Below are 23,264 nucleotides of genomic sequence, written 5' to 3' on the forward strand. Positions count from 1 at the left end.
AAAATACACCTATTCGAGGTAAAAAAGTTTAGGTTTTTACAATTATAGTTTTACAAAAGGAATTGGGGCGCCCGTACTTTTAGTATTAGTAAACTTTCGATTCTCTGGTATAAACTGTACTAGAGCTATCGGAGTTTTTTTTAACCAAAAAACAATATAAACTGTATGAAGAAAATTTTCCTAATTTGTTTTATTGTATTTCTATCCTCCGCGGTGTTTTCGCAAGATAAAATGCTTGTAAAAGGAACCGTAAGAAATACGAAGCAAGAACCGCTCACAGGCGTTAATGTGGGGGTAATCGGGCAGAACATTGTCGTAACAACCGATAATGAGGGCCATTTCATTATTCAAATCCCGAAACCAACGGGTGCAAGGCTAAGATTTAGTCTTGTCGGCTTTGCTACAATAGAAGTAGCAGCAAATGATCCCAAAGGACTTAACATTACATTAAGCGAAGATGAAAAAAATGCTTTGAATGATGTTGTAGTGGTAGGGTTCGGAACTACTAACGTTCGAAAAAATTCTACGGCTGTATCAACATTAAACCCCGAAAACGTAAAAACTTTGCCGGTTGGAGACATGGGAACTGCTTTACAAGGAAGAATTCCAGGTGTTATTGTTCAGCAAGGAAGTGCCGAGCCTGGCCAAAACGGCGCAAGTATATCGATCAGAGGTAATGGCGAGCCAATGTATGTTATAGATGGTTTTATTTCTACACGAGCACGTTTTCTAACCTTAAATAAAGCTGATATAAACTCCTTAACTGTACTTAAGGATGGCGCCTCGACTGCGGTTTACGGTATGAACGCGGGTAATGGAGTTATTGTAATTACCACTAAACAAGGACAAGCCGGTAAGCTGGAAATTGACTATCAGGCAAATTTTGCGTTCAATATGCTTTCATACCCTACGAAACGGTTTGATGCTTACCAACATGCTGTAGCCATTAATAACCTTAACCAGGCCTTGGGGCAAGGAACTTATTCTTTTAAAACCCAGGCAGAGTTAGAAGATATTAAACAACATTTATCTGATTACACCAACTGGGAAAACGCGTTACTACGCAAATTTGCTCCTCAGGCAGAACATTCCATTACTATAAATGGTGGTACTGAGAAGTTGAGATTTTCAGGAAGCTTGAATAAACTGGGGCAACAAGGCATTTATAAATTTAACTCCTTAGATTATGATCGTTACAACTATAGATCGAACGTAGGTACAACATTTGATAAAATTGGTTTAACTTTTGATTTTAATATCAATGGTACACTAACCGACGAAAAATATCCACCGGCAGGGGCTGGAACAATATTTTCACGTTTAAGAGATAGAAATCCTTTTGAAAAGCCATTTACTGCAGCTGGCAATATTTCCAATCAATTTGATAATCCGGCACTTCAGCTACTCAGTCCAGGATATATTAAATTAAGAACTGTTTACAATCAATTGGGTGCACAATTAACCTGGACAGTGCCCGGAGTGAGTGGTTTAAGTTTCGGCTTCAACGGAAATTACAATATTGAATCGCTAGACCGGGTTGACTGGATCCAAACAGCTACATATTTTGATGAGGCTGGTAATGCAACAAAGGAAATACCGGCAAACATTGGTGTTAACAGATCTTCGTATCTGACAAGCAGGTTCGATGTTAACGTAAGAGCAGATTACAAAAAAACCTTATTTGCAAAACATAATATTGAGGCTACAGTAGTTCAAACGCAGCAGCACACCTACAGCAATACACTTGGTGCGGGTACAAGAGGTTTTACAGTTACCGAAATTAAACAAATTCAGAAAGGAGATGCCTCATTAATTACGGCATCGAACACAGAAGGTGAACAAGCATGGATGGGCTATGTTGGCCGTTTCCATTATGATTACGATAGAAAATACCTTATTGAATTTGCTGGTCGTTATGATGGATCTGACAATTTCCCTAATGGCAAAAGATGGGGATTCTTTCCATCCGTATCTGCAGGATGGGCAATTTCTGAAGAAGGTTTCTTCAAAAAAATAAAAGATGGTAATGTGCTTAATTTCTTAAAATTAAGGGCTTCTTATGGTCAGGTGGGTATAAATGGTGCAGATCATGCTGCCTATGCTTACCTACCAACCTACAACTATAACACAAATGCTTATGTAGTTGATGGCCAGTTACAAAACACGGTTAGTCCTGGTCCTACCCCGAGTGTCAACATCACCTGGTTCGATAGAACAAAATATGATGCGGGTTTAGATTTCTTTATGTTTAAGAATAAACTCGAAGGTTCTGTCGATTATTTCTTTGAAAAAACTAAAGGTTACCTCGCTTCTGCAGCTTTCCGTTATACCGATCCCATTGGATATGCTTTACCGCTTGTAGTATCGCAGGCTGAAGATAGAATTGAAGGCATTGATGGAAGTTTAAGGTATAAAACTAATATTGGTCGCGTTAATTTCAATGCTGGTTTCAATTTCACTTATTACAGATCTTTTGCTTTTAAAACCAACGAAGATAGTGTTACACTTGCCAACCCACGTATACGGGCACAAGGAAACGAGAAATTTTATGTTGGAACGGGCTATGTTGGCGCTAAATTTTATACCAATGCACAAGACATACTCAACAGTCCAAAGCGTATCACTTCAAGAGATCTTCAACCCGGAGATTTACAATATGAAGATGTAAATGGCGACGGAAAAATAGACGGACAAGATCAAAAAAGATTTGGACATAACACTTCTCCAACTTTTGTTTACGGAATAGATTTGGGTGCAAACTATAAAGGCTTATCTGTTGCAGCAACCATTCAAGGTACGGGTTCAAGAGAAACCTATATGGGAAGTGCGGCAATGGGTGCTGAAGGTGAAAGACGTTTGGATTTTCAATTCCAATCTGACGTTTGGACACCCACCAATCCTAACGCTACATTTCCAAGAGCAGGAAATGCATCTTTAAACGATAACAACAACTATGCATCATCTGATTTCTGGGCTAGAAATTCTACCTATGTGAGGTTAAAATCTGTCACTTTATCCTATGATTTTAAACACGCCGTTCTTAACAAACAAAATTGGATCCGCAACCTGTCTTTATTTGTATCGGGCATGAATTTGTTCGCTTTTGGCCCCTCAGTAAAATACGGCGACCCTGAAGCAAACAGTTTTGATGGCTACGCATATCCGATGATGAGAACATATTCAACAGGCTTTCAACTAGGTTTTTAAATCTATATAAAAATGAAAAAAAATATTATAATCTGGGTTTTAGGGGTTGCAGCTTTGCTTCCACTATCGTGTAAAAAGTTTCTCGATACCCAACCTTACGATAAAATAACAGGAGAACAAACCTGGGCAAGTGAAAATTTAACCACCGCTTTTATTTATCAGATATATGCAGATGTGCTAGGCAATAATACCTGGTTATCTGCTTACAGCACGGGTAACGCAGCCCGGTCAGAAAGTTCAACAAAAAATGCAATGACCGGAACATTAAATAGTGCTTATTGGTCAAAAGACCGTGCAGATTTGATGACAAAAAACGATAATTATGGCTGGTTGAGCTATAGTGTTTTGTGGAAAATACATACGGCAATGAAAAACATTCAGGCCAGTAATTCATTTGGAGCAGATTATAAAAAACGGGCATTGGCAGAGCTGTATTTTCTACGCGCAGCACACTATTTTATGTTCGCTAAACAATATGGTGGCTTACAAATAATTGATCGCGAATTATCTGAAGAAGACAATTTACAGATTCCAAGAAAAACAACAAAGGAAACCTACGATTTCATCATTAGTGATTTGGATAAAGCAGCTACCGATCTACCTGCGGTAAGTCAACGTGGAAGAGCTTCCTCAATGGCTGCCAACGCCTTATTAATGCGCGTTAGCCTACAGGCAGCAGCTTATGTAGATGGTGGAACTGCAAACAGTACCTATTATGATAAGGTTATTTCAGCCGGTACAGCACTAGGTTTAAATGCAACTGGTAGTCAGTTGAGTCCGTATTTTGATATGTTTAGAAAGTATGAAACTGCCATTGCCTCAAGAGAAATTATTTTATCATTTGAGCGGAATAAAATCAACTCTTCGTTATACGATACCCCAATGCAATATCAGGGCTGTTGGTCTACGGGCAAATTTTCTACTTACGCAAAAACAAACTTTCCTATTTCGGTTACCATGAATTTTTGGGGAATGGATGGCGGAGCCTGGCCAACACAAGATTTGGTTGATGATTATTTAGTTAAAGATATAGACGGAACGATTAAACCATGGCAAAATGCTAGCTATGTAAACACCGGCAGTAGCGTAGACGAAAAAATGTATTTTACTGCTACCAAAAAGAGAGATTTAAGATTTTATTCTTCTATTCTATATGATGGTTGTACCTATTTTAACGATCAGGTTAAAGTATATTTTAGAAGAGATGGTAATGTTAGCAACGCCAACAGTAAAATAAACGAAGGTTCTCAGGCAGAGTATGGTTACGTAGCTGGAAACACAGAGAATTATAACTCTTCTACTGGGTATGGCATGTTGAAATACTTTTATACCCATGTTTTAAGTGTGCCAAGTCCTGGCGATCAAAAATTAGATTATTGTTATAGCGTACTGAGATATGGAGAGGCCTATTTAAATATGGCAGAGGCCTATTTAATGAAAGGTGATTTAATAAATGCTAAAAAATATATGGTTCCGACGATGGTTAAACATGGTGGATTTGATGAGGCACAAGCCAACGCCTATTTGGCTCCCTTATCGGGCAATGTTTGGGGAAATACTTTATTTGAGGCATATAAAAGAGAAAGAAATGTAGAAATGGTATACGAAAACAATGATCGCTACTGGTCTTTGTTGAGATGGGGCATGCGTACCAGTGGTGGTGTTAAAAACGGAGAATATGCAACCGGAGGCTATATTATACCCGATTTAACAGGTCCGCTGCGAGGTATTCGAATTGCCCGAGATGGCAACAGCTATAGCTTTTTTACTGATAACAATGTGGTTGGTGAAGCTAAATTTACTGCCAAACGTTATTTATTGCCAATAAATGAAACATTCAGGTTAAAATCTGGTGTTGCACAAAATCCAGGATGGGATTGATTTTGAAACAAATTAATGAGAAAAAGATGAAAAAGATTATAAAATCGTTTTTAAGTATAATTGCACTTGTAGTTATTTCAGTATCTACCGGATGTCTAAAGCGTGGGATGGAAGATTTAAAAAATTCCAATCAAAATACATTGTCTACAGTAGATTACACCTACAGATTTTTATATGATGATGTGATAAAAGAAGGAACTCCTAATCAGGAAAACTTAAAGGATCGCGTTTGCGAAGTTGTATTTAAAAAAGTAAGTACACCAATAACTGTTAACGGCAAAACTGGTTTTAGTACAATACTTACCTATGATGCAAATTCGGTACTGAAAGCCGGCCCTACCGGTAAGGTAACCAAAGCAGATTTGTATGCAAAGTTTCAAACTTTAATAGCAAACGACCAATTGAATAAGTTATGGGTCTACATTACTGTTCCAGACGCATCTATGGTAACGCCTTTGGAAGATGCTCCAAAACTTGGAACACCTGCAGATTTCTCAAAAGATCGTTATTACCGTGTTACTGCTGCAGATGGCTCTTCAAAAGATTATGTGATAAGAACAATTAAAGGTTTCTAAGAGGAACTTTTACAGTCCCTAAAAAAGACACTTTTAAACGCTAGTATTTTAAAAAACTATATCCAGCGAAAAATAAAAGCCTTATAGACTTAGATAGTTAGTTAGTGAACGGGGCCCAGCAGTGGATACTGCCTGGGCCCTTTTAGTATAAGTGAAATACTTTTTAATAATCCCATATTGCAGTTTTACGCTACAGAACTATCTTTTACTACAACAGAAGTGCCTTTGAGTATCTCCGGGTGTATTAGCAAGGTACGGAACGACATTTTAGTACTTCGGAGTGTATTTTTTCTACTTCCGAAGTACTTTTAAATAGCAGCTGGGAGAGTTTTAAGTTATGGGCCTATTTAACGGATGTTAATAACCAATAACTTATGCGAATTAAAAGAAGAGTATATTAAAAAACAAGGTAATGGCAAGCACAATCATGCCCAGATATAGCGGATTAGTATACCAGGTTTTGCTTTTTAAATCTTGTTTAGGTGTTAAACTATACACCAGGCCAACCAGTTCTTTTTCATCTTTTGCTTTGGTAAATAAGCTGATGGCAATGGTAAACAACATACACACAATAAAGGAGATTGATGCAATGGTAAAGGCTTGCCCGGTTGCGGAATAAAAATCGAACGCATGAAACAGCCAGCCTCCTTTGCCCTCGGCAACTGATAAACCATGGGTTACAGCCGCAGCAACTGTACCTAATAGCAAGCCCCAGAATGCGCCATGGCCAGTGCTACGTTTCCAGAACATGCCTAAAAAGAAAGTGGCAAATAACGGCGCATTAACGAAACTGAATACGAGCTGCAACAAATCCATAATACTATTAAAGCCCCGGGCTACGTAAGCTGTGGCAATAGAAATCAGGATGCCGGCAATAGTAGTAGCCTTGCCTACCATTAAATAGTGCCGGTCTGAAGCATTCTTTTTGATGTGTGTTTGGTAGATATCGTAAGTAAATACGGTATTAAAAGCGGTAACGTTACCAGCCATGCCACTCATAAAAGAAGCAATTAAAGCAGTAATGCCCAGGCCAAGTAAACCTGTGGGATAAAGCTTTTGTAAGAGTAAAGGCAGTACCATATTGTAATCTTTATCGCCGTTTACATTTACCGGCAACTCAAAACCGCTGTACTGACCTTGCAGGGCCAGCAAAATAATACCGGGAAGAATTACAATGGCAGGCATTAATATTTTAGGGAAGGCAGCCAAAACAGGTGTACGCTGCGCTTCGTTCAGGTTTCGGGTGGCCATGGCGCGCTGTACTACTAAAAAATCGGTACACCAGTAGCCAAAAGCCAAAACAAAGCCTAAACCAAAAACCATACTAAAGGCATCTACCCCCATCGGGTTGTTGGCCGTGCTATCCAGACCTTTCCAAACATGGAGCTTAGCCGCATCTACATGCTGCAGAATACCGTCAATCCCTCCAGCTTTATCTAAACCGATGTAAACCAATGGCGCTATGCCAATAATGATGAGGAAGAATTGCAGCACTTCATTGTAAATTGCACCTGTTAAACCTCCTGAAAAAGTATAAATTAATACCACACCCGCAGCCAGCCAGATAGACAGGTCGAAATCCCAACCTAAAATCACTTTCATTAACATGGCCAGGGCATACAATGAAACGCCTGATGAGAAAACCGTCATAGCGGCAAAAGTGAGGGCGTTAAAGGTCCTTGTTTTTTCGTCGAAACGTAGTTTTAAATACTCTGGAACACTCCGGGCTTTACTGCCATAGTAAAAAGGCATCATGTATACGCCTAAAAAGATCATGGCCAAAGCAGCGCCCAGCCAGTAAAAGTGCATTGTGTACAAACCATATTTGGCACCATTTGCTGCCATACCCAAAACCTCCTGAGCACCTAAATTAGCAGAGATAAAGGCCAGGCAGGTAATCCACAACGGGATATTGTGCGAGCTGAGCAAAAAATCATTACCCGTTTTTATTTTCTTTTTAAGCACTAAACCGATACCCATTACCAGTATAAAATAAATGGCAATAATCAGGTAATCGAAAAATTCCAGTTTCATATCAAACAGTATTATTTGGTTAGTATTATTTGTTGTTTGGCCAAAGCCAATTGCTATAGATGTGACTTGTAGGGTGCGGCGGGAAGTCCTGTTACGTTTAATTTCACCAAAAACAAGGAGCCACTGTGTGGGTATTGCTTTAATTCTTCTCCATTTAACCCCTCTTTTGCCGTAGTAATCAACATCTGGTTCATCAGTTCGCCGCCAAAAGCACAACTGGTAACATGGGGCGCATTAATTTCGATCTTTCCTATGCAAGTGCCATTATGTGGGTTATACCTGTTTACACAACTGCCACCCCACATGGCCACCCAAAGCATCCCCTCATTATCAATGCACATCCCATCGGCCAGTATATTGGGGCCGGGTATTTCTACCACAACCCTTTCGTTGCTGATGCTACCCGTAGTTAAATCGTAATCGAAAGCTTTAATGTGATACAAAAAGCTGTCTATGTAATATAAAGTGCGGTTATCTGGTGACCAGCAAATACCGTTAGACACGCTAGTGTTTTTTATTTTTTTGACCAGTTTACCATTGTAACGGTAAAGATTTCCGGCATGCTGCCTGGCATTAACATGCATGGTACCAACCCATAGCCTGCCAAGCGCATCGCAGGCACCATCGTTACTCCTGTTTTCTTCATCCTCTTTAAACTTAATCAGACTTTGTGTTTTGCCGGTTTCAAAATCCAATAGGGCAAGCTCGCCTTGTAAGGCCACTAAAAGTTTACTATCGGTAGCCGGAGCCAGCATGCCGGGCATTTTTACTGTTTTATGGGTTATCAATTTCCCATTTAAAGGGTTGCAGGTACCAATTAATTTACCTTTGATATCGATAAACAAAAACTTTTGCCATTCTGCATGCCAACGGGCACCTTCGCCTAAAGTTAAATCGGCCTTGTAAATTAAATCCGGCTTCCAAATCTCCATCATACATTTTATATCTTACATTTCCCCTCTTCCATTTTCCATCTCACCTCTTACATCTTCCACCCTAACTATCCTGCATTAGCGCACTTCTGCCTCCATCAACCAAATAAGTAACCCCCGAGGCAAAAGCAGCATATTCGCTAGCCAAAAACACACACCAACCACCTATTTCTTCTACGGTGCCGATCTTTTTTACAGGGTGAAGGTTTACGGTGCGCTGTCTTTCCTCTTCCGGATTTTCGAAACCATTAAACCATTGCTGGTTACCCGGTGTATCGATAAAACCTGGCGCAATGCCAACGGTTCTGATTCCCGGCCCCCATTCTATAGCCAGGCTCCTAACCAAACCCGTTAGGGCAGTTTTAGCCACACTATAAGGTGCACAGCCCGGTATACTGGCGTAGGCATGGTTGGAGGCCATGATAATAATTACCCCAATATTTTCTGCCAGCAGGGGTTTACAGCTTTTGGCGAGGCGCCAATGTGCGGTTAGGTTTAAATCGAGGTTAAACTGCCAGTCTTTTTCGCTGCTGTTTGCTAAATCGGTAAATACATTTTGCCCTGCGTTGGATACTAAAATATCAAGACGGCCATAGTCGCTGGTAATATCGGCGACCAGATTTTCAATCTCTTCAGCTACTGCCATATCCGCTTTAAAATAATCAGTATGGGCATCGTAAGATTCCATTTCGGCTAAAAACCGCTGGGCTACATCACTCGTTTCGCTTTGCTCGGCACAACCAATTACTGTGCAGCCGGCTTTGGCCATCATTTTGGCAATTCCCAAACCAATACCTGAGGTAACACCGGTTACCAAAGCTATTTTTCCTTTTAAATCTATCGTTAGTGCCATAATATTTATTAAACATAGAAACCTGCCCTGGGTGTTAAAATCCCCGGGTGTTTTTCCATTTCTTCTTCAATTAAATCTACTCCTAAACCTGGTCTGTCGCTCAGTTTTAAATGGCCGTTCTGCACCATATCTGCGATGGGATGTGTAATGATTTCATCGCGCCACGGCACATCGTTAAACATAAATTCCTGTCTGAAAAAATTAGGTACCGAAGCGCAAACCTGCGCCGAAGCCAGTGTAGAGAGTGGTCCGTTAGGGTTATGCGGTGCCAGCAATACATTATAAGCTTCCATCATGGTTGCCATACGTTTCATCTCTGATGGGCCTCCGCAGCGGGTAATATCGGGCATCATTACATCGCAAATGTGTTTTTCCAGGACATCGCGTATACCGTGACGGGTATAATGGCGCTCGCCCACGCAGATAGATACGTTTGCCGGAATCCTATCGCGCATGGCTTTTAAGGTATTGGCATTTTCGGGCCCTGCAGGTTCCTCGTACCAGGTAATATTGAGTTCAGAGAGCCTTTGCGCCATGGTAACGGCTACACGATAATTGAGCATAGCATGGGTTTCGATCATGATATCGAAATCAGGGCCAACCGCATCGCGTACGGCCTTACTTACATTAAATGCCAGATCTTGCTGAGCTACTGTGAGCTGCAGGTTCGACGATAAGTCTTCGCCATATAAATAATTGGTATGTGCAAAGGGATCGAATTTTAAGCCGGTAAAACCTGCTGCTTTAACTTTTTGTGCCTGCTCTGCGTAATCTGCTGCATTATGGCCGCCACCTGTAAACCAGTAATTGGCATACAGTAAAATATCTTTTCTAAAAGCACCACCTAGCAATTCGTAACACGGTACGCCCAGTACTTTTGCCTTTAAATCTAGTAATGCCATATCTATACCACTAATGGCACACATACTGGCACCAAATGGCCCCATCCAGTTTAAATCGCGGTATAGCTTTGTCCAGATAAAATCGGTTTTCATCGGGTCCAGGCCAATAATACGCTCACCAACATGTTTGGTAGCTTCGAAAACAATGGGGCTGCCCGGCCAGTTGGTGGCTTCGCCCACACCGGTGTGGCCGGTATCGGTATATATTTTTAATAATGTCCAGTTGTACTTAACTCCTTCAACCAGCCATACTTTTACATCAGTTATTTTCATTTTTGTGTTTTTATTTTAATCCCTGTTGTGGGATGGTATTATTTGTTCTTTCTAAAAGGTTGTGTCAATATTAGTAACAGCCTCTCCGAGGTCGTCATTTCGAGCAGAGTGCAACGTAGTCGAGAACCACGTTAGTGCTCAGCAAAGCTAAACCTGCCTCTATAGATTTCTCCCCGCCTGTACGGGCAGGCGTTCCGCTGCCGGTGAAAAACCGGCTGGCTTCAGTCGAAATGACGATTCTTCTATTGGGTCTGTCAATGGTAGCCTGTCGAAACGCCTTGTACTGTGTTAAGAAAAGTCCTTCGACAGGCTCAGGATGACAATTCTACGTTTACCACACAACTCAAACATGAACAACCTATTGCAATCTAAATTTAACACTTCCTTTTAGTGTTTTTCCTTTAATACTGATGCGACTATCGGTAAAGGGGCTGCCATAAAACGGCTCTGAACCATTATTCGAGTAATCAGCTATCAATAATTGTATTTTTTCGTCCTGCAGCCAGCTGCGCGATGCTTGCTTGCCATCGGATTGGATAAGCAGACTGTTAAGGCCATTGTTCAATTGAGCCCGAAGAATTTGCTGTTTAGTCGATCTGAAGTCGTTCGATCCCATTTCGTTGGCATCGTCTTTCCAAAGTATGGCACCTGGTCTCCCAAATTCTTCTACAGCGGGCAACCATCTGGCATTTAATTTAGCTGTTCCCTTATCGCGGGCAATATCTTCTGGTGCGTAAATGCTGAACTCGCCTTTACGTTTCCAGTTCAATTCATCGAAAGTTTTAGGCAGCTGAAAAATCATTCCATATTGATAAGGTTTTTCGAGGCTTGTTTTTACTTCGTAATCTACGCGGGTATTGCCATCGCCAGAAAAGGTATAGGTTAAATTGCCTTCACCATTGGTATAGGTAGCTTTTATTCTGAAGATAATGGCTTCGGCAGTTTGATCGACCTTAATTGTATTGGCAAAAATGGTGTACAGGGGATAGTTTTTAACCGGATAAATATTATTCTGATAGGTTTCGCCTGCTACATTGGGTTTGCCCCCATCTTCGCTGTTCATGCTTACCAGGCCAAATACAGGTCCCTGGCTTAAAACTTTTTGACCTTTAACCGTTGCTCCTGATATGATACCGTTAATTTTGTTGATGGTATAATTTACATCGCCCTGAGTGATAAAATAGGCCATTTCATTTTCAGTAAACGATAAAGCAACCTTCCTGCTTTGCTCCTTTTCTTCAACTGGTTTTAAAACAATCAGTTCTTCATTTATAATGTTACCTGATGGATCTTTAAATGAAATATAAACTTCTTTTGTATCGGCTTTTACAGGCACCTGCAATGTGCCTTCGCCATGTGGTTTAATGGCCGAGCTTAACCGAATCGGCTCACCATCAACCTTTGCATTAATTTCTACATCGCTCAGTGAGATAAAATCGTGACGGTTTTCTATCTGCAATACCAATTTACCATTTTTAACCACCGGTTGAAAAACGTTTTTAACTACAACAGTTGCATAAGCCTTTTTCATGCCCCAGTATTCGGGTTTCAATCTACGCCAGGCATCAATTGGCCCCCAGGGTCCATAGCCTACAATATTGCCATCGGGCAGGTGAAAAGTATCATCGATACCGCTCCATATGGCACCACCTAAATTTCCCTTGTGCACATACATGCTATCGTACATTTTAACCAACGACGGACCGAAACTAGCCCTTACACCCGGGTCGGTTAGCAACTCGCGGCGGTTATAGGTACTTAAATGGGCATATTCGCCAAATAAAGTTGGCCTTTTCATGGTATCGGTAGCTTTCGGCCCGTTAATGCCCGGGTAGTGGTAATTGGCAATATCAACCTTGTTACCTCCATTGTTAAAACCTCCCCAGCATTGATCGTGGAATGAAATGGGGCGCGTAGGATCTAATTTTTTGGCCTCGCGGTAAACTTTATCCCATAAAGGGCTCCAGTAACTTTCGTTACCCAGGCTCCATATAATTACGGAAGGGTGGTTTTTAGCTGCCTGCATTTTTTCGATGTTAGCGGCCAGCATGTAGGGGTAGAATTTTTCGTCTTTATAATTCCACAATTTCCAGATGGGCGAAGCCCCGTGCTGAATCCAGGTTAAAGAGCTTTCGTTCTCTACAAATAAACCTATACTATCGGCTATGGCTAAAAACCTTTCGCTAGGCGGGTAATGCGAGGTGCGGATGTAATTGCAATTGGCCTTTTTAAATAATTCGGCATCTTTTAATTCCAGCTCATCGCTTATGGCGCGGCCGGTTAGCGGATGTACCGAATGACGGTTTACCCCCCTTAATTTTACAGGCTGTCCGTTTACCATTAACTGGTTTCCGTTTACCCTAACTTCTCTGAAGCCTACTTTTTGCCGGTTGGTTTGAACAGGCTTTCCGTCTATCAACAATACTGTTTGCAAATTGTAAAGGTATGGCCGGTCGGTATTCCACTTTAACGGATCTTTAACAGTAAAACTGCTTTCTGGTAATTTTTGTGCTGTTGCAGCACCAACCTGTTGTGCTGCTGTTGTTTTAAAGAGCACAACTTTGCCGTTTTGATCGGTTAAAGTGTAGGCCAGGTGTATCGAACTATTTCGCTGGCTTTTGTTATCGATAGTGGTATTTAGTATTAAAGTAGCATCTGTGAATTTTTCGTTTAAAGTGGTAACTACGGTGAGGTCAGAAATATTTATTTCTGGCAGGGCAAACAAAGTTACATTACGCAAAATACCACCAACAGTATGTACGGCATATTGCGAAGTACAGGCTAAAATATCGCTGATGGTATTGGCCTGCACCTCGACCTGCAGTAAATTTTCGCCATTTTTAAGGGCATCAGTAATATCTATTTCGAATGGAACAAAACTACCTTCGTGTTCGGCTAATTGTTTTCCATTTACTTTAACTATAGCATGCGAACTTACGCCGTCAAAACGTAATTTAATGCGGTTACCTTGCAAGTTTTTGGGTACTGAAAAAGTTTTGGTATAGGTTGCTGTTTCTCCGGTATTTACGGTGTAGCCTTGCATTACCCACTCTCCCGGCACTTTTATGGCCGAAGTTTTCGCCCTCTGGCCTGGAGCAAAAAGCCACTCTCCATTTAATGAAATAGCTGGTTTGCTATTGCCTTGTGTAACTGAAGGTATGGGCGATAAAGTACTGGCTATGCCACTGTTTTGTGCCAGAAGTGGTAAAACTGCACTATATATCAAAGCAAGCGTAAGTAACATTTTACGCCTTGTTTTATAGTTGTTAATTTTATTTAGGGTCATGATTGTTTAATTCTATTATTTAGTCGTCTTTTCGACTGGAGCGTAGCGGAATGGAGAAATCTTAGCAATTATTCATAAACAAAGATTTCTCCCCACCTGCACAGGCAGGCACTCTGGTCGAAATGACGGTAAACTTCCTATCTCAACTGAAGTATAACACTATCCTGTATTACATCGCCCACTTTTAGCGGCCGATCCATTTTTTCGGCGTGCCCTCTAAAAAACCTTTCGGCTCCCATGTTGCTATAGCCAGCTACCAGGGCTTTAATACCCACCGATTCTTTCCATGCCCTGACGTGCTGCTGTCCGTTAGCTGTTATTTTAAAAGAAGATGTTCCATTACTTAGAGCCGCTTTGTTAATATACATTTTTGTTGAACGGAAATCGTTGGTACCCAAATCATTTCTATCTAAACTCCATGGTGAAGCTGGTAATTTATTCGGACCAGCAGGTCCAGAAATTTCATTGACTGAGTTTAACCATGCTTTACCCACAGGCCTGCCAATATGATCGGCCGGGTAATAATCCCATTGGGCATTCCTGTTCCAATCCAATTCCTGAAAGCGCTCTGGCAAACCGAAAACCAGGCCCCACTGACGTGGATTAATCTCTTTTTGAATGGTGTACTTATAATCGATTTTGACGGTCCCATTGGCTGAAAAAACATAATTAGTGGTACCACTGGCTTCGCTGTAAGCATCGGTAACACTCAGTGTAAAACTATTTTTAGCTTTAAGCAGCTTAATATCTTTTACAATGCGGTTTTTACATACGCTGGTAAAGGGATCGAATTGCTGGCTTTCGCCTGTCATTTGTGTCCCTCTGCCCTCACCTGTTAGTGGTAAAACCATGAGCCTGGTGCCTGTATTCCAAACCGTTTTACCATTTTGGCTAACCTGTTCTACATCGCCACTGGCTAAATTGAACTGCACCTTTACTGTACCATTTTTGGCAGTTACAGTATTAGCGGTTTGGCTGTAGCTCCACTGTTCACTCACTGTTTTTTGTGCTGAAGTTAGATCGGTGATGGTGGGTACAACTGCGAACTCATAAATATCAATCAGTACACCGCGTGGATCGTAGACCTCAACGTTCATTTTATCGGCCGGAGCTGGTTTTTTAGGTACTGCAACATTGGCTGTTGTTTTACCATTCCTTTTTAAATCGGCTGTAATTAAACCACTTTCGCCTGCTAAACTCCAAACTATTTTACACTCGTTCAGGTTACTAAAGAGTAATCTGTTTTCAAGTTCGACGACAATTTTACCATCATTCCAGTTCTCGGCGAGTTTAATTTTTACCGGCGAATAGATTTTTTTCATGTGCCAGTATTCTGGTTTTGGTCTTCTCCAGCCATCAAGCGGTCCCCAGGTACCATAACCAACGGTTTTACCATTGGGTAAAAAGAAAGTATCGTCAATACCCGCCCAAATGGCTCCACCTAAAACTGCATCAGTACGGTACATGTTTTCCCACATGCTTTCGAAACCAATTCCCCAGGCATCGCGCACGCCTGGATCGGTGACCAACTCCAAACGGTTGTAGGCATTTAAGTGTACATACTCATCAAAAACAATTGGGCGTTTGTAATTGCGGTAAGTTTGTGGCCCTGTTGGTCCGGGATAATGGTGATTGGTAATTTCGAGGTCGCCCTCGTCGGCATCGGGTCCGTATTGGCTAAAGTTGCGTGGACGCGTTGGGTCGAATGCTTTAATCAGCTTAGCGGTTTCTTTGAAATACTCTTTGTATTTGCCGCTTTCGTTACCCATCGACCAGATTAATACTGAAGGGTTTGACCTGAAATAATTTACCATATCAACAGTCTGATCGACCATCAGGGTTTGGTAAATTTCAGTACCCGCCGGCACCGTAGTATTTTCGGCCCAGCAAAAAGGTGCTTCTACTTCTAAAAACATCCCCAGGCGGTTGCAGGCATCAATCAGTTCTTCGGCTGGTGGATAATGCGAGGTACGGAAATAGTTTACATTGCCCTCCCTGAAAAGCTCCACATCTTTCTCCCACATGTTTTCGCCTACTGAGCGGCCGCGTAAAGGCATGGTTTCGTGGTGACAGATACCACGCAGTTTAATGGGCATATTGTTTACAAAAACCCGGTTGCCCCTCACTTCTATCTGACGGAAACCGATGCTCCTGGTAATTACATCTTCGGTTTTACCATCCTGTAAAATACTCAATTTTACCACATACAAATTGGGGTGTTCGGTATCCCATTTGGCTGGTTTTGCCACATCGAAACTGATATTTTGTTGCAGGTATTCACCTTTAGCAATGGTTTGATTAAGTATAATTGTTTTTTCGGTAACCAACGTTGTTCCGTCTGCTTTAAACAGCGAAGCTTTGAGGCTCAGGTTGTTTGTTTTTCCATCTTGTTCGTTGGCAATAATTACATCAGTGCTGAGCGTGGCATTTTCGTAGTTTTTATCCAAAATGGTTTTAACATCGGCATAGGCAAAATTTACAGGTGCCAGGGCCATTACATACACTTTTCGTGAAATGCCTCCCAAGGGATGTACTGCATAGGTAGATGCGCTGGCCAATGAATCGGCTTTGCTTTCTGATTTTACTTTTACCAATAACTCATTGCTGGCTCCACATTTTACCACGTTGTTAATATCGATTTCGAAAGGTGTAAAACCTCCTAAATGCGATGCGGTTTTCTTGCCGTTAACCCAAATTTCGGCATCACTGTACACGGCATCAAAACGAAGTTTAATGCGTTTGTTTTTCCAGCTCGCAGGCACTTCGAATGTTCTCTGATAACCGGCATAAACTGAGTTTTTTACTTCAAAGCCCTGCATTACCCATTCGCCGGGTACCTGAATATTTTTATCTAAAGGTTGTGCATTGATATCAGCCGAAAACTTCCAGGTACCATCCAAAGCAATTTTATCAGGCTGTTTTGAGGCAGCAGGCGAAATCCGGTTGATTTTTATTAGCTGTTGATCGGAGCTTGTATAACTTATTTTTTGAATCTGGGCCTGCACCACACCTCCCAGCATCGTTAAAACGGTAAATATTTTATAAAATAGTTTCATTTGTGTGTGTTTGTTATGATTAAAATATATTTACATAATACCGTATTTATCGAATGCTTCTTTGGCACTCATGCCTTCCAAAATCTTTTTCTGCACCATTTTTTCTCCCCTTGCTTTTTCAAGTGCACGTACCATCACCTCAACTTCGTGTTGTTTGGGCACAATACAAACCCCATCTATATCGCCAACCACGATATCGCCGGGATTAACTAAAACTCCTTTAATTTCAATCGGTACCCTAAAATCGATTACCTTGCCCCGGGGTGCCTGGTCTTGTGCATAATTGCCGTAAGAAAAAGAGGGAAAATTCAGGTGCAATATTCCCCTGGTATCTCTCGAATAGCCATCCACCACTGCTCCTGCAGCACCTAAAATCTGTGCACGCGTACTCATGAGCTCGCCCCACAAGGCATAGTTTGGCGATGCTCCTGAACAAATGTAAACCTCATCTTTTTTCAGGTCATCGAGCGCCTCAAGCATTAAACCAAATGGCTTTTTAAGGATCGGATTACTGCTTTCAAATGCCGCACATTCCAGCACATCTGCCTCGAGCACGGTCATCGCCCTGCCTGCAACAAACATATCGGCACGTAAAGGTTGTATTTGTGGTGGCAAAAACTGGTGTAGAAGGCCCATCTTATCCATTATGTCGCCAATTACCGCAGTATAAAGTTCTGTTCTTATAATTTCAAAAAGCTCGTCGTCATTTTGCCATTCCATAGTATTCATTGTTATCAGCTTATTGTGTATCGGGATGTTGTATTTGTTTATGATTCAAAAATGGATAATTGGCAAAAAAAACCTTTAAGCATAGTTACCTACTTCTTAAACTTTTTTACCATAACTAAAGCCACAAAAGGAATAAAAAAGACAAAATAATTCACTTAGCAATTGAATCTCAGCCGATGATTTATTGAATCATCATATAAATTTATGCAAAAAAAAATAGCGACCAGGATAAGCCTGGCCGCTATAATCATTGTGTGTGCATAAGTAGATGCATTTTATTTTAATATCCGCTGTTTTGCTTTAAAACACCTCTAGATAGATCTATCTGGGATTGCGGAACAGGCATTAAATACAATTTATCAGTCCAGGTTCTAACCTGTATAGGTTTAACGGCATCGCTGATACTAAAAATAGATTTCATTACCTGTGGTGCAATTTTCCATCTTCTGATGTCCATGTAACGTTGTCCTTCTATGGCTAGCTCTACACGTCTTTCGTTTCTGATCAAATCTCTTAACGTTGTCTGGGTAGCATATTTAGTTCTGTCTACCACTGGCATACCAGCACGGGTTCTGATCTGATCTAAAGCATCGTATACTGAGCCATCAGGACCTGTTAATTCGTTCTTAGCTTCTGCATAGGTTAATAAAACCTCCGCGTAACGGATCAGGATGTTATTAGCGTGGTTATCGATCTGGTCGCGGTAAATTTTTGGATCAACCATTTTACGTACACTGTAGCCTGTTAAAGCGGTATTACCCGCGCCTTCTGTCCATTTAAAGACATAGCCATCTTCAATCGCATTCCATGGGTTTCCGTCAAATAAAATACTGGCATAAAAACGGGGATCCCTGTTTCTATATTCGTTTTTAAATGCCGGATCTTTGGCTTTATACCATGCTGCACGTTGCGCTGGCGTAGGTGGCGTAATTAAATCGCCTGTTTTATAACTTGGATAGCTGTTTACCAATTCTTGTGTTGGCGCAATAGAACCCCAGCCTCCTAAATCAGCAGAAGGTAACAGTGTATTTAAAGCATTAGGATCCTGTTGCGGAATGCGCTGTCTGTCTAAAATCACTTCCGAATTGCCTTCGTTTACCTGTTGAAACAAGGCTTCGTAGCTACGCAAACCTAAACGGAATTTTTTCTCATCATCGGCATTAGCAAAATCTACCCACACACTATAATCATCTTTTGCGTTAAGGGCATCTTCGGCAGTTACTTTAAACAAACTGTAACCGAGGGTCATTACCTGGCTTGCTGCATCGGCAGCCAATTGCCACTGACCTTCGTATAAGTGTGCACGTGCTTTTAAAGCCAGGGCAGCACCTTTGGTAATACGGCCTTTTTCGTTTGGTTTACCACCGCCATAGCTTTGTGGTAAAATTTTAGCAATGGCATCCAGCTCATCTACTACAAATTTTAATACTTGCGCTTTTGGTGTGCGCGGTATATTTTCTTCACCAAGCACAACAGTTTTAGTTTGTAATGGCACATCACCAAACTTGCAGATCAACCAGAAATAGGCGTTGGCCCTGATAAAACGAACCTCAGCTTTATAACGATCAAGCAAAGCCTTGTCAATAACGGTTACCTTATCGGCATTATCTAAAAAGTAATTGGCTCGACCTATTGCTGTAAAACCCCAGCCTGCATCTAAAGTAGAGTTTACATTACCTGATGATACGTCTGTTGCCGAACCTTCCCACGGATATTGTGCATGCGCGTTATCTGCAGCTGCATCATCGTATACCATATCATCGCCTGGCAACTGGTTGTAAACACCGTTTACAGCTAAGTAAACATCATTTGCATTTTTCCAGAAAGTAGCTTCCGACACCTGATTAAGGGGTGGCCTTTCTAAGAAATCCTTCTTACAAGAAACAAAAACACTTAATAAGAGTACACTTGTAACTATATATATCTTTTTCATTTTTCTAATCATTTTATAATCCAGCACTTAAACCAAACGACCATGTTTTAATACCCGGGTAACCTCCACGGCCTGAAGCAGATTCGGGATCGTAATCACCCAAACGTTTATCGGCCATGATGGTGAAAGGATTATTGGTTGTTCCGTAAATTCTAAGTTTAGATAAACCAATTTTTTTCACCGCATTTTGAGGTAAAGTATAGCCTAAAGTAATGCCCCTTACCCTGAAGTAAGAACCGCTAAACAGGTAAAATGATGAAAGCTGATTGATATTGTGACCTGCATCTGCAGTTAATAAAGTCCTTGGAAAATCAGCATTTGGATCAGGATTTTCTTTTGTCCAACGATTTAGCAACTGTACTTTGGCATTTGCACCGTTAAAAAAAGGTGTTGAAGCTTCCTGCCCCAAAGAGGTTTTAACTTTGGCTACACCATAAGTAAGGATATTAAAATCGAACCCCTTGTAAGATGCGCTTAAATTAAAGCCATAATTAACAAAAGGTACATCGTTACCAATGATTGTGCGGTCGGCTGCATTAATTACATTATCACCATTTAAATCTCTGTATTTAATATCACCTGCTTTGGTACGTGCATCCTGAAAGGCATGTGCTTTAACTTCATCATCGCTAACAAAAAGTCCGTCTGCCTGGTAGCCATAAAAAGATCCAAGCGATTCGCCAACTCTTTGAATAAACTGACCATCAAAGCGATCATTGTTGTTGTCGCCAATTTTGGTGATTTTACTTTTAATTAATGATAAATTACCGCCTACGCTAAATGTAAAATCTTTACCAATACGGTTATTATGGGTAACAGCCAGCTCAAATCCGGTATTACGGGTGCTTGCTGCGTTAGTAAAAGGTACTGTTAAAGGATAAGTAGCCAATGCTGCATTACGCAATAACAGATCTTTAGTATCTTTAATGTAGTAATCGGCAGTGATGTCTAATTTACCTTTAAACAAGGTAATATCTGCACCGAAATCGGTCATGTATACTTTTTCCCAAGTGGTAGTTGGCCATGATCCATCAGCCTGCCAGATCCCGTCTTGTGCGGTACCTTCAAAGCTATACTGGAAGCCAGCATTTAAGCGGTTAAAATAGTTACCAACAGCAACTACGTCCTGGTTACCCAATGAACCATAAGAACCGCGAAGCTTGAAATTATCAACCCAGGTGATGTTTTTCATAAAGTCCTCTTTTGAAACTACCCAGCCTGCAGAAAATGAAGGGAAGAAGGCCCTACGAACATCATCACGGAAACGTGAAGAATAATCGATACGGGCATTTACCTCTAACAGGTATTTATCGTCAAAAGCATAGTTAAAACGGCCAAACATTGAGCGCATAGACCACTCTTCGGCAGCAGTTCTGTTGGCTAAACCAAAAACACCTGCAATAATATCATCGCCATTGTTATCTGATAGCATATCTTCACCGTTACCTGAACCATTAATAATGGTACTTAAATCGTTATTAGGAAAATTTCTGCGGCCAAGAAATGCACTTCTAAGCACATTACTTTCTTGCGATGCACCTACAGTTACCTTACCATAATGTTTACCAAAAGTACGCTCGTAATCTGCTGTACCTTGTACCAACAATTCTTTTCTTTTAACCCAGTACTCTCTTAAATCGTTCTGTGTACCTTGTCCGGCTGGTAATGCAATCGGATTACCGGTTAAAAAGTTATTGATCGGAGTCATGGTATTGTTAAAAGCCGTACTGTTGTTATTGGTAAACTTTAACGAAACCAATCCATTAATAGAAAGGCCTTTTAATGGTGTTAATGTAGCGTTGGCAGCAGTTTGCAACAAATTATTACGGTTACTGCCTTTTGATGATTCGGCGATCATACGCGCCTGGTTACGGTATGGAATCGAGCTGCTGGCTACCGTTCCGTTATTTACCGAACCCCATTGGCCATTACTTTGGCGAAAAACACTAGTTGGCAAAGAACGGTTTAGCTCAGTCCACGATAAATTGCCTAAACGATCGAAAGCCTGGTTAATGAAAGAGATGTTAGTACCTACCTTTAAAATATTCTCTACTACTTTGGTTTCAGTGTTTAGCTTTGCACTAAAACGGTCCTGGTCTTTATTTGGAATTAATGATTCCTGAGTTAGATAATTTAAGCCTAAATAACTGCTGGTGGTTTTACCAGGTGCATTGATATTTAAATTCACATCACTTTGTGGCGCACTTGATCTTAAAACTTCTTTATACCAATCGGTATTTGGATATAAATCGGGTTGAGAACCATTTCTGTATAATTCTATTTGTGCCGGAGTGTACATTGGGCTACGACCAACATTGGTTAAAGCCTCGTTGTAAAGCGTAGTATAATCAACCGATCCTAAATATTTAGAGATGCGGGTGGGCGACTGCCAGCCATAATTAGCATTTAACTCGATACTTACTTTATCGCCTCCACCACGTTTAGTGGTAACCATAATTACACCATTGGCTGCTCTCGAACCGTATAGGGCTGCAGATGAGGCATCTTTTAGCACAGACATGCCAGAAATATCGTTTGGATTTAAGATGGCAAACTCCTGCGAACTGGCCGGGATACCATCAATAATGTAAAGTGGTGTACCTGCTCCAGCTAAACTACTTCTACCCCTGATATTTACAGCGGTACCTCCTGTGGCACTGGCACTCACATCGCCAGGGCGTTGTAAAATGGTTAAACCCGGTGAAATACCTTGTAAAGCATTTTGAATAGAAGTTACCGGACGCTCTTTTAGCTGTTTAGGAGTAATGGTAGCAATAGCACCTGTTAAACTTGATTTTTTCTGCGTACCATAAGCAACTACCACTACATCATTTAAATCGTTGGTTTGTGGCACTAAAGAGATTTTTAAACTAGCTGCTGCTTTTACTTCCTGGGTTTTATACCCCATGTAAGAAATAATTAATATGGCGTCATCTGCCACACCAACCAGTTTAAAATTTCCGTTTTCATCACTCGCAGCACCTTGTTCTTTACCTTTTACTTTGATGCTGGCTCCAGGTATCCCCTTGCCTATTTCATCTAAAATGGTACCAATAACATCAATTACCTTATTTACGGGCGTTTCCTGTGCTGTTTTATTGGCAGGAACCACATTTACAGGTCTCTCTTTCACCACAATGGTGTTGGCCTGTATAGAATATGTTAAGGGCTGATCTTTAAAACACTGGTTTAAAGCTTCGGCCAGCGAAACATCCTTAACTTCAATATTTACAGCTTTTGATTTTTTTAAATCGCTCTGGATGAAAAACACATTAAAACCGCTTTGGCTTTTAATGGCTTTGAGCACTTTTTGTAAGGATGCATTTTTCTCGTTAAGCGTAATGTTCTTTTGTGCAAAACTGCTCGCATTAACGTGTAAAAAAGCTACAAAAAGAAATAGAATGGTTAGCTTCATGGATAACAGAATTTTATGCTTTATACTGCCCGCGCGGTATAAATTAAAATCGTAAATTTTCATACATTTGTTAGGTTTTGGGTTGATATAAATGCCTTTAGCTGTTGCTATTGCATTTACAATGTTTTAACTATTTGGTTATCGTTGGGACATTTTTTTAATCTAAAGCTTTAAGCGGGTTTCGATTG

At 40.9% G+C, this 23,264-nt stretch carries 12 protein-coding genes; 3 read left to right on the forward strand and 9 right to left on the reverse strand.

Going from position 1 to position 23,264, the window contains the following annotated elements:
• Window positions 1–165 precede the first annotated feature (165 nt).
• The 3 genes from G7074_RS25460 to G7074_RS25470 are packed head-to-tail and all read left to right on the forward strand — an operon-like array spanning window position 166 to window position 5,663.
• A complete protein-coding gene (locus G7074_RS25460; protein ID WP_124559779.1) occupies window positions 166–3,207 on the forward strand; it encodes a SusC/RagA family TonB-linked outer membrane protein in 3,042 nt (1,013 codons plus the stop codon).
• 12 nt (window positions 3,208–3,219) lie between these two features.
• Window positions 3,220–5,088: a RagB/SusD family nutrient uptake outer membrane protein gene (locus G7074_RS25465; protein ID WP_124559778.1), complete on the forward strand. Its 1,869-nt coding sequence runs from the start codon at window positions 3,220–3,222 to the stop codon at window positions 5,086–5,088.
• A gap of 26 nt (window positions 5,089–5,114) precedes the next feature.
• Complete coding sequence (locus G7074_RS25470; protein ID WP_199748318.1) at window positions 5,115–5,663, forward strand: hypothetical protein; 549 nt, start codon at window positions 5,115–5,117, stop codon at window positions 5,661–5,663.
• Window positions 5,664–6,044: 381 nt separating this feature from the next.
• Here G7074_RS25470 and G7074_RS25475 read toward each other — a convergent pair whose 3' ends face one another.
• The 9 genes from G7074_RS25475 to G7074_RS25515 form a co-directional block, all read right to left on the reverse strand.
• Window positions 6,045–7,697, reverse strand: a complete 1,653-nt coding sequence (locus tag G7074_RS25475; protein ID WP_124559777.1) for a sodium:solute symporter family protein — start codon at window positions 7,695–7,697, stop codon at window positions 6,045–6,047.
• Between the two features lie 53 nt (window positions 7,698–7,750).
• Window positions 7,751–8,632: an SMP-30/gluconolactonase/LRE family protein gene (locus G7074_RS25480; protein WP_124559776.1), complete on the reverse strand. Its 882-nt coding sequence runs from the start codon at window positions 8,630–8,632 to the stop codon at window positions 7,751–7,753.
• Window positions 8,633–8,693: 61 nt separating this feature from the next.
• Window positions 8,694–9,482: an SDR family NAD(P)-dependent oxidoreductase gene (locus tag G7074_RS25485; protein ID WP_166212034.1), complete on the reverse strand. Its 789-nt coding sequence runs from the start codon at window positions 9,480–9,482 to the stop codon at window positions 8,694–8,696.
• 8 nt (window positions 9,483–9,490) lie between these two features.
• Complete coding sequence (locus G7074_RS25490) at window positions 9,491–10,657, reverse strand: mandelate racemase/muconate lactonizing enzyme family protein (RefSeq protein WP_166212038.1); 1,167 nt, start codon at window positions 10,655–10,657, stop codon at window positions 9,491–9,493.
• Between the two features lie 358 nt (window positions 10,658–11,015).
• On the reverse strand, window positions 11,016–13,943 hold the full coding sequence (locus tag G7074_RS25495) for a glycoside hydrolase family 2 TIM barrel-domain containing protein (RefSeq protein WP_166212041.1): 2,928 nt from the start codon (window positions 13,941–13,943) through the stop codon (window positions 11,016–11,018).
• Between the two features lie 137 nt (window positions 13,944–14,080).
• Window positions 14,081–16,999 carry a glycoside hydrolase family 2 TIM barrel-domain containing protein gene (locus G7074_RS25500; RefSeq protein WP_166212044.1) on the reverse strand — a complete coding sequence of 973 codons (2,919 nt, stop codon included), beginning with the start codon at window positions 16,997–16,999 and terminating at the stop codon, window positions 14,081–14,083.
• A 30-nt stretch (window positions 17,000–17,029) separates the two neighbouring features.
• Complete coding sequence (locus G7074_RS25505) at window positions 17,030–17,719, reverse strand: RraA family protein (RefSeq protein WP_124559771.1); 690 nt, start codon at window positions 17,717–17,719, stop codon at window positions 17,030–17,032.
• A gap of 289 nt (window positions 17,720–18,008) precedes the next feature.
• Window positions 18,009–19,661 carry a RagB/SusD family nutrient uptake outer membrane protein gene (locus G7074_RS25510; RefSeq protein ID WP_166212046.1) on the reverse strand — a complete coding sequence of 551 codons (1,653 nt, stop codon included), beginning with the start codon at window positions 19,659–19,661 and terminating at the stop codon, window positions 18,009–18,011.
• 13 nt (window positions 19,662–19,674) lie between these two features.
• Window positions 19,675–23,139 carry a TonB-dependent receptor gene (locus tag G7074_RS25515; RefSeq protein ID WP_166212049.1) on the reverse strand — a complete coding sequence of 1,155 codons (3,465 nt, stop codon included), beginning with the start codon at window positions 23,137–23,139 and terminating at the stop codon, window positions 19,675–19,677.
• Window positions 23,140–23,264 lie beyond the last annotated feature (125 nt).

Source organism: Pedobacter sp. HDW13 (genome assembly GCF_011303555.1).
GTDB lineage: Bacteria > Bacteroidota > Bacteroidia > Sphingobacteriales > Sphingobacteriaceae > Pedobacter.